The organism is Hyphobacterium lacteum (genome assembly GCF_036330345.1).
Classification (GTDB): Bacteria; Pseudomonadota; Alphaproteobacteria; order Caulobacterales; family Maricaulaceae; genus Hyphobacterium; species Hyphobacterium lacteum.
The window spans coordinates 1-624 of the sequence record NZ_JAZDRP010000026.1 but is presented as its reverse complement, the minus strand read 5'-3'; the positions used below and the strand labels follow the sequence as shown (position 1 = coordinate 624).

1 pseudogene is annotated in these 624 nt (G+C 62.3%); it reads right to left on the bottom strand.

Going from position 1 to position 624, the window contains the following annotated elements:
- Positions 1-624: pseudogene (locus V0U79_RS13755) on the bottom strand (TonB-dependent receptor plug domain-containing protein); the annotation flags it as partial.

Genomic DNA, 624 nt, shown 5'->3' with positions numbered 1-624 from the left:
ATCACGGCGGCGCTCATAACCGACAGCCCAGCCGATCGGACCGCCCGGCAGAGCCAGACCGCCGAGATCACCCGACATGTTGGCCTGGAAGGACAGACGCGACTGGCGCGAGACCGGCGAGTGGCGAACCAGGAAGTAGTCCGCAATTTCGTCGGTCAGCGTTCCGGTGCGGAACGGGTCCCAGATCAGGTTGGCAGGCGTCTGACAGGCACCGGCAGCGATGGAGGCCGGGTCATTACAGAGCACTTCTGCAGCACGGATCGGGTTGGCCTGACCGTCGACGACGCGAGCATCAACATAGCGGCCATAGGACAGCGAGGTATCCCAGAAGATACCGGCCGGCAGCGTACCTTCGAAGCCGAAGACACCACGCCAGGACGAAGCGTCCTGCGTGAAGAAGCGGCCCGATTCGAGTTCCGCCAGACGGCGGGCGACGAAGACAGCTTCACCGGTCGGGTTGTTCGGGTGGAAGGCCGGAACAAGCGGGAACCAGAAGGTACCCACCGGAGCCATCTGCTGCTGCGAGGAACGCTGGGCGAACATGAATTCACCAAACGCCGTCACATCACCGAAGCGATCCGAGGACAGAACGTCATATTCAGCATCGAAGAAGCCGGAATAGAC